This window comes from Stenotrophomonas sp. 05L414_2 (assembly GCF_056397905.1).
Genome location: NZ_JBFTOJ010000168.1, coordinates 1 through 8576, shown reverse-complemented (window position 1 = coordinate 8576; position 8576 = coordinate 1). Strand labels below are relative to the sequence as shown.

Annotated in this window: 6 protein-coding genes; 5 read left to right on the top strand and 1 reads right to left on the bottom strand. The window is 67.0% G+C overall.

All coding sequences use genetic code 11. The features are described from left to right. Positions 1 to 132 precede the first annotated feature (132 nt). From AC1DJN_RS18320 to AC1DJN_RS18305, 4 genes are all read left to right on the top strand, one after another. The gene (locus AC1DJN_RS18320) at positions 133 to 1680 is read left to right on the top strand and encodes a vWA domain-containing protein (RefSeq protein ID WP_442251880.1); all 1548 of its coding nucleotides are present in this window, start codon (positions 133 to 135) and stop codon (positions 1678 to 1680) included. Between the two features lie 528 nt (positions 1681 to 2208). Continuing rightward, a complete protein-coding gene (locus AC1DJN_RS18315) occupies positions 2209 to 3435 on the top strand; it encodes an RtcB family protein (RefSeq protein ID WP_442251879.1) in 1227 nt (408 codons plus the stop codon). An 81-nt stretch (positions 3436 to 3516) separates the two neighbouring features. Beyond that, a complete protein-coding gene (gene rtcA, locus AC1DJN_RS18310; RefSeq protein WP_025878045.1) occupies positions 3517 to 4533 on the top strand; it encodes an RNA 3'-terminal phosphate cyclase in 1017 nt (338 codons plus the stop codon). 192 nt (positions 4534 to 4725) lie between these two features. Then, entirely contained in the window at positions 4726 to 5172 is a 447-nt protein-coding gene (locus AC1DJN_RS18305; RefSeq protein WP_478039687.1) for a universal stress protein, read from the top strand. A gap of 254 nt (positions 5173 to 5426) precedes the next feature. Here the strand turns inward: AC1DJN_RS18305 and AC1DJN_RS18300 are convergent, their stop codons facing one another. After that, positions 5427 to 5711: a DUF2782 domain-containing protein gene (locus AC1DJN_RS18300; protein ID WP_478039685.1), complete on the bottom strand. Its 285-nt coding sequence runs from the start codon at positions 5709 to 5711 to the stop codon at positions 5427 to 5429. 97 nt (positions 5712 to 5808) lie between these two features. Between AC1DJN_RS18300 and polA the strand changes: the two genes are divergently transcribed. Next, the coding region (gene polA / locus AC1DJN_RS18295; RefSeq protein ID WP_478039683.1) for a DNA polymerase I at positions 5809 to 8576 on the top strand (2768 nt) is incomplete at its 3' end.

Here is an 8576-nt window from a genome sequence, read left to right as displayed (position 1 = left end):
GGGCAGGATGGCCTTCTTCTATTGAAATCACTTCAAAATCAATAGCATGCGATGGTTTCGCAAAAGTTGGCACGGCCATTGCTCTATATCCGGCAAGACACGACGCGGGCTGTTCCCGCCGAGGACATCAGCATGGCCAACCTTTCACTCTTCTCCTGGATGCGCACGCCGCAGCCGCCGCAGGCAGACACCGTCAATGAAGCCGGTGGCCTGGCCTACCGCCGCGACCCGCGTGCCGCGCTGGCGCTGTATGCGGCCACCGGGTGCCTGAACAACACCTTCTACAGCGACGCCGAGGCACAGCTGCAGCAGGTGCTGGCGCTGACCGCGCAGGTCGAGCCGCGCTTCATCGCCCGTACCGCCCTGTACGCCCGCCAGGTCGCACACATGAAGGACATGCCGGCGCTGCTGCTGGCGGTGCTGAGCCTGCGCGACCCGGAGGCGTTCGCCCTGGTTTTCCCGCGGGTGATCGACAACGGCCGCCAGCTGCGCACCTTCGTGCAGATCATGCGCAGCGGCCAGGTGGGGCGCCGCTCGCTGGGCTCGCTGCCCAAGCGCAGGGTGCGTGAGTGGATCCAGCAGGCGTCGGCGGAAACGCTGGTGCGTGCGGCGATCGGCCAGCAGCCGTCGCTGGCCGATGTGATCCGCATGGTGCACCCGAAGCCGGCCAACGCCGAGCGCAAGGCGCTGTATGCATGGATCATCGGTCGTCCCTACGACGAGGCGCAGCTGCCGGCAGTGGTGCGGGCGTACGAGGCGTTCAAGCGTGACCCGCGCGGACTGCCGCCGGACCTGCCGTTCCAGTACTACAGCACGCTGCCGCTGGACGCGGCGCAGTGGTCGGCACTGGCCCGCAATGCATCGTGGCAGTCGATGCGGATGAACCTCAACACGTTCGCCCGCCATGGCGTGTTCGACGATCCGGCGATGGTGCAGGTGATCGCAGAGCGCCTGCGTGATCCGCAGCAGGTGCGTCGTGCCCGCGTACTGCCCTACCAGCTGCTGATGGCCTTCCACGCCGGCGGTGGCTTGCCGACGCCGATCCTGGAAGCGTTGCAGGACGCGATGGAGATCGCCACGGCGTCGGCCCCGGCATTGCCCGGGCGGGTGGTGGTGGCGGTGGACGTGTCCGGTTCCATGCAGTCGCCGGTAACCGGCTACCGCAAGGGCTCCAGCACGGCGGCGCGCTGCGTGGACGTGGCGGCGCTGGTTGCAGCCTGCGTGCTGCGCGGCCAGCCGCAGGCCAAGGTGTTGCCGTTCGATACCGAGGTGCGCCACGTGCGCCTGAACCCGCGCGACAGCGTGATGACGTTGGCCCGCCAGCTGGCCATCAACGGCGGTGGTACGTCGGTCAGCGCGCCGCTGCACTACCTCAACCTGCGGCGCGAGCCGGTGGACCTGGTGGTGCTGGTGTCGGACAACGAGAGTTGGCGTGACACCCGCCAGGGCGGCCAGACGGCCACGATGCTGCAGTGGGATGCGTTGAAGCGTCGCTGCCCACAGGCGCGGCTGGTGTGCATCGACCTGCAGCCGGTGGCCAGCAGCCAGACCGTGCAGCGCGGTGACGTGCTGCACATCGGTGGCTTCAGCGATGCGGTGTTCGACCTGATGGCGCAGTACGCCGCTGCGGCCGAGGACGGCAGCAGCTGGGTCGAGCGCATCCAGGACATGGCGTTGTAAGGCGGCAGGGAGGCCGCACGGACCGCCCGGCTGGCAATGGGGCCAGCCGGGCAGGGCCAGGAATTCGTTTTCGCGGTGAATGCTGGTGGAACTACATTGGTTGTCCCTTCGGGGTCGGGTTCGAGTCCCGCGTTTCCTGCCTGTCGTGAGGAAGCAGACGTTCCACCTCCCTTGTCACCGCACCTTTTCAAACGGCACCGGCAACGGTGCCACCGCTTCAATGCCGGCAGCGCGAATGCCGGAGGAACTACAGCCCCTTAAGCTCCAGGTCGCGGGTTCGACTCCCGCCTGCCACGGCAACGCGGCAGTAGCTCAGTGGTAGAGCAGGATGTTCCTCCAGATTCTTGTCGTGCTGCCGGCACCTTCGCTTTCGTTGCGCGGGGAATGCAGGTGGAACTACATCGGAAGCCCTTCGGGGTCGGGTTCAAGTCCCGGCCGTCCTCCGCGGCAACGCGGGTGACGGAATGTTCCACCCCCTTTGTCACCGCACCCTCTTTGTTTTTGCTTTGGATGAAAGGAAACATCACCATGACCACCCTCAATTACGACGTGATCCAGCAGCCGGGCGCTGCACCGATCAAGCTGTGGACCCGCGGCGTGCCGCTGGAAGACCAGGCGCGCGAGCAGCTGCAGAACATCGCCAAGCTGCCCTTCATCCACAAGTGGATCTCGGTGATGCCCGACGTGCACCTGGGCAAGGGCGCGACCGTGGGTTCGGTGGTGCCGACCATCGGCGCGATCATTCCTGCAGCGGTGGGCGTGGACATCGGCTGCGGCATGATCGCGGTGCGCACCACGCTGGTTGCCAGCGACCTGCCGGACAACCTGTCGGCGGTGCGCACCGCGATCGAGCGGGCGGTGCCGCACGGCCGCAGCGTCACCCGCGGGGGCCGTGACAAGGGCAGCTGGGACACGCCGCCCGAACTGGCGGTGGAAGGCTGGGCGCAGCTGGTGGATGACTTCGCACTGATCTGCGAGCGTCACCCGCGCCTGAAGAACACCAACAACCTCAAGCACCTGGGAACGCTGGGTACCGGCAACCACTTCGTCGAGGTCTGCCTGGACCAGGAGCAGCGCGTGTGGTTCATGCTGCACTCCGGTTCGCGTGGCGTAGGCAATGCCATCGGCACCTACTTCATCGAGCTGGCCAAGCAGGAAATGCGCCGCTGGATGATCAACCTGCCCGACCAGGACCTGGCCTACCTGCCCGAGGGCAGCCAGCACTACGGCGACTATGTGTTCGCGGTGGACTGGGCGCAGCGTTTCGCACGCATGAACCGCGAGGTGATGATGCGCAACGTGGTGGCCGCGGTGCGCACGGTGATCAGCAAGCCGTTCGAGGCCGAGGCCGAGGCGGTGAACTGCCACCACAACTACGTGAACCGCGAGACCCACTTCGGCAAGGAAGTGATGCTGACCCGCAAGGGCGCGGTGAGTGCGCGCAAGGGCGAACTGGGCATCATTCCGGGCAGCATGGGGGCCAAGAGCTTCATCGTGCGTGGCCTCGGCAACGAGGACAGCTTCCACAGCTGCAGCCACGGTGCCGGCCGCGTGATGAGCCGTACCCAGGCACGCAAGCTGATCACGGTGGATGACCACGCCAAGGCCACCGCGCACGTGGAGTGCCGCAAGGATGCGGAGGTGGTGGATGAATCGCCGGCGGCCTACAAGCCGATCGAGGCGGTGATGGAGGCCCAGCGCGATCTGGTCGAGATCGTGCACACGCTGCGCCAGGTGGTGTGCGTGAAGGGATGAGGCAACCCGTGCGCGGCGTACACTGCGCCGCGCACGGCAGCAAGGCCCGGCATCGAACAACGGGCACGGAGGAACAGACAGATGGACATGATTGAACTGGATGGCGGGCACGGAGGCGGACAGCTGCTGCGCTCGGCACTGACCCTGAGCCTGTGCACCGGCACCGGCTTCACGCTGCACAACATCCGCGCGATCCGGCGCAAGCCGGGGTTGATGCGCCAGCACCTGACCGCGGTGAACGCTGCGGCGCGGGTCGGCAACGCCTGTGTGCACGGTGCAGAACTTGGCGCTACCTCGCTGCGTTTCGAGCCGGGGCGGGTGAGCGCCGGCACCTACCACTTCGCGACCGGCAGCGCCGGCTCGGCCACGCTGGTGCTGCAGACCGTGCTGCCCGCGCTGTGGCGCGCGCAGGGGCCGTCGCAGCTGCGCCTGGAAGGCGGTACCCACAATCCGCTGGCACCCAGCGCGGATTTCATCGCGCAAAGCTATCTGCCGGCGCTGGGCCGGATGGGCGTGCAGGCGTCGATGCAGCTGCTGCAGCACGGCTTCCATCCAGCCGGTGGCGGCGTGATGGAGGTGCAGGTGCAGCCGTGCGCGGCGTTGCAGCCGCCGTCGTTGGAGGTGCGTGCACCGTTGCAGGCGATCGAGGCACAGGTGCTGATGTCCGGCCTCTCCAGCGGCATCGGCCTGCGCGAACTGCAGGTACTGGCCGAGACGCTGGGCGTGGACCCGCACCCGCGCAACGTGCAGTCGATACGGCCGGCGCTGGGACCGGGCAACGTCGCCCTGGTGCGCGTGCGTCATGGTGATCACGTGGAGGTGTTCAGCGGCCACGGCGAGCGCAGTGTCTCCGCCGAGCAGGTCGGGGCGCGCCTGGCCGGGCAGGTCAAGCAGTACCTGGACGGGACCGGTGCTGTTGGCGAGTACCTGTCCGACCAGTTGCTGCTGCCGATGGCGCTGGCGGGCGGCGGTGCGTTCACCACCCACGTGCTGAGCGATCACCTGGTCAGCAATGCGCGGTTGATCGAGAAGTTCCTGCCGGTGGAATTCGATTGGCAGCCGCACGACGGTGGCTGGCGGGTGACGGTGCAGGCCTGAGTGCCCGCCGGGCGTGGCCCGGCGCTACCGGAGCATTCCAGTTGCCTGTCGATCCTGGGCGCGTCGGCCGATCATGCCGCGCTGCGCAGGCATCGCTGCGCGCTGCCGGATTGATCCTGCGCAAGGCACGATCTCCACACAGGCTGTGTAATGGTGTCGTTCCCACTGGCTGGATCACCGCGGAGCCCCACCATGTACAAGCGCATCCTGATCGCCACCGATGGCTCGGAGCTGGCCGACAAGGGCCTGGCCAAGGGCCTGGAGCTGGCCAAGGACCTCAACGCCGAGGTCGACATCGTCACCGTCTCCGAGCCTTGGRCCGTCGGCATGTACGACGCCATGGGCTGGAGCGTGGGCTACATGAACAGCCCGGAGTACAAGGCCGACCGCGAGGAAGGCGCGCAGAAGGTGCTGCAGCCGGCCCTGGCCAAGGCGGCCGAGCAGGGCATCACCGCCAATCCGGTGCATGTGCTGGACCGCTACGCGGCCGACGGCATCATCGAGACGGCGGGCCAGCGCAACAGCGACCTGATCGTAATGACCTCGCACGGCCGCCGCGGCGTCACCCGCGTGCTGCTGGGCAGCCAGACCGCCGAGGTGCTGGCGCGCAGTACGCTGCCGGTGCTGGTCATCCGCTGATACGGAAGCGTTCCCGGGGAGGGGACCCGACGCCGGCCGCAGGATGCGCGCCGGCGTTGTTTTTTATCGGCGGCCCGAAGAGCATCCACGCATGGCGTGGATCTACTCCAGTTCACCGTCAAAGGTCCACGCCATGCGTGGATGGGGCCACCGCAATGCCCAGTAGATCCACGCCATGCGTGGATAGGGCCGTGCCGATCGCCTTGATGGGGTCAGAGCCCTTTCCCGTGGAAAGGGATCCGACCCCGGCCACATCACCAGCTGTACAGCTTCCAGTACACCGGCGACACGCCATCCTTGTCATTGTCGAAGCGGCCATCGCCGTTCTTGTCATACATGTAGAACGGGGCGCCGCGTGCCGGCGTCACCTTGACCATGCGCAACTGGCCGGACACCCGGYATTCCTCGATGGTGTCGCCGTTGTCCATCGTGCGCTTGGAAACATCGGCGCCCTTGACGTCCACCGGGGGAGCGCCCGCGCCGCCCATGCTGGCGCAGCCAGCAAGCAGGAGCAGGGAAGCCAGCATCAGGGTCTTCATCGGCGGGGCCTTTGCCTGGAAAGAGCCTTGATTATGCCCCAACGCCGCGTCGCTGCCGTGTCGCCGCGATGCAGGAACAGGCGCGTAGAATCGACACATGAGCAGATTAGTCCTGATCGACGGGTCCAGTTACCTGTACCGCGCGTTCCACGCGCTGCCGCCCCTGTCCAATGCACAGGGTGAGCCCACCGGCGCGCTGTTCGGCGTGGTCAACATGCTGCGCTCGACGCTGAAGGAGCGCCCGGCCTACGTCGCCTTCGTCGTCGATGCCCCCGGCAAGACCTTCCGCGATGACCTGTACGACCAATACAAGGCCAATCGCCCGCCGATGCCCGATGAACTGCGCAGCCAGGTCGAGCCGATGTGCCGCATCGTCGAAGCGCTGGGCATCAGCATCCTGCGCATCGACGGCGTGGAGGCCGACGATGTGATCGGCACCCTGGCCCTGCAGGGCGTGGCACAGGACCTGAAGGTCACCATCTCGACCGGCGACAAGGATTTCGCGCAGCTGGTCCGGCCGGGCATCGAACTGGTCAACACCATGACCGGCAGCCGCATGGATTCGGACGCGGCGGTGATGGACAAGTTCGGCGTGCGCGCCGACCAGATCGTCGACCTGCTGGCGCTGATGGGCGATACCGTGGACAACGTGCCGGGCGTGGAGAAGTGCGGGCCGAAGACGGCCGCCAAGTGGCTGGCCGAATACCAGCATCTGGACGGGGTGATGGCAGCGGCGCCGACCATGAAGGGCAAGATCGGCGAAAACCTGCGCGCCGCGCTGGAGCGCCTGCCGCTGAACAAGGAGCTGGTGACCATCCGCACCGACGTCGCGCTGGACGCCAGCCCGACCACGCTGGCCCTGCGCGATCCGGATGTGCCCACCCTGGGCGAGCTGTACCTGCGTTACGGCTTCACCCAGGCATTGAAGGAGCTGGGCGGGCCGGTACCGGCGCCTGCAGTGGCCAACGACGCGACGCCGAGCCTGCGTGGCACCGCAGCCGGCTTTGCCCGTGGCAGCGCCGAAGCGCCGCCCGTCGGCGAGCTCGATCCGGCGCTGTCGGCGCCCGGCGAGTACGAGACCGTGCTGACCACCGAGCAGCTGCAGGCCTGGGTTGCGCGCGTGCAGCAGGCTGACCTGATCAGCTTCGACACCGAGACCGACGCACTGGATGCGATGCGTGCGCGCCTGGTCGGCATCAGCCTGGCGGTGGAGCCGGGCAAGGCCGCCTACATCCCGGTCGGCCACGATTATCCCGGCGCGCCGGCACAGTTGCCGCTGGCACAGGTGCTCGATGCGCTGCGGCCGGTGCTGCAGGACCCGGCGAAGAAGAAGCTGGGCCAGCATGGCAAGTACGACCTGCACGTGCTGCGCCGCCATGGCGTGGACGTGCAGGGCTACCACGACGACACCATGCTTGAGAGCTTCGTGCTCAATTCCACCGCCACCCGCCACGACATGGATTCGCTGGCCCTGCGTTACCTAGGCTACAACACCATCAAGTTCGAGGACGTGGCAGGCAAGGGCGCCAAGCAGATTTCGTTCTCGCAGGTGGGCATCGACGAGGCCGGCCGCTACGCCGCCGAAGACGCCGACATCACCCTGCGCCTGCACCACGCGCTGCAGCCGCAGCTGCTGGCCGAACCGACCCTGGACAGCGTGTACCGCAGCATCGAGATGCCGCTGGTGCCGGTGCTGGCCAGCATCGAAGCCAATGGCGTGCGGATCGACACCGACGAACTGCGCCGGCAGAGCCAGGACCTGTCCTCGCGCATGCTGGCCGCGCAGCAGAAGGCCACCGAACTGGCCGGGCGCAGCTTCAACCTGGATTCGCCCAAGCAGCTGCAGGCGGTGCTGTTCGACGAACTGAAGCTGCCGGCGGTGGTGAAGACCCCCAAGGGCCAGCCCAGCACCAATGAAGAGGCGCTGGAGGCGATTGCCGAGCAGCACGAGCTGCCCCGGGTGATCCTTGAGTACCGTGGCCTGGCCAAACTGCGCAGCACCTATACCGACAAGCTGCCGGAGATGGTCAACTCCGAAACCGGCCGGGTGCACACCAGCTACCACCAGTCCGGCGCCGCCACCGGCCGCCTGTCCTCGTCCGATCCGAACCTGCAGAACATCCCGATCCGCACCGAGGATGGCCGCCGCATCCGCCGTGCGTTCATCGCCCCGGAAGGCTTCCAGCTGCTGGCGGCCGACTATTCGCAGATCGAGCTGCGGATCATGGCGCATCTGTCCGGAGACCCGGGCCTGGTGCGGGCCTTCGAGCAGGGCGCCGACGTGCATCGCGCCACCGCCGCCGAGGTGTTCGGCCGCACCCTGGAAGAAGTGACCAGCAACGAGCGTCGCGCGGCCAAGGCGATCAACTTCGGCCTGATGTACGGCATGAGTGCGTTCGGACTGGCCCGCAACCTCGGCATCGACCGTGGCCAGGCGCAGGACTACGTGGCGCTGTACTTCAGCCGCTATCCGGGCGTGCGTGACTTCATGGAGCGCATGCGCGAGCAGGCCCGCGAGCAGGGCTACGTGGAGACCCTGTTCGGTCGCCGGCTGTACCTGAACGACATTCATGCACGTAACCAGGGCCTGCGTGCTGGCGCTGAACGTGCGGCGATCAATGCACCGATGCAGGGCACCGCCGCCGACATCATCAAGCGCGCCATGGTCGATGTGGACAAATGGCTGCGTGACAGCGGCGCACCGGCGCGGATGATCCTGCAGGTGCACGATGAACTGGTGTTCGAAGCCGAGGCCGGTTTCATCGAAGAACTGCGTAGCAATGTCGTGCAGCGCATGTCGCAAGCGGCACAATTGCGGGTGCCGTTGGTGGTCGATACCGGTACTGGCAGCAATTGGGATGAGGC

Excerpts from the sequence above, each read along its gene's own strand:
- AC1DJN_RS18320 (WP_442251880.1), top strand. The coding sequence starts at position 133 with ATGGCCAACCTTTCACTCTTCTCCTGGATGCGCACGCCGCAGCCGCCG.
- AC1DJN_RS18315 (WP_442251879.1), top strand. The coding sequence starts at position 2,209 with ATGACCACCCTCAATTACGACGTGATCCAGCAGCCGGGCGCTGCACCG.
- rtcA (WP_025878045.1), top strand. The coding sequence starts at position 3,517 with ATGGACATGATTGAACTGGATGGCGGGCACGGAGGCGGACAGCTGCTG.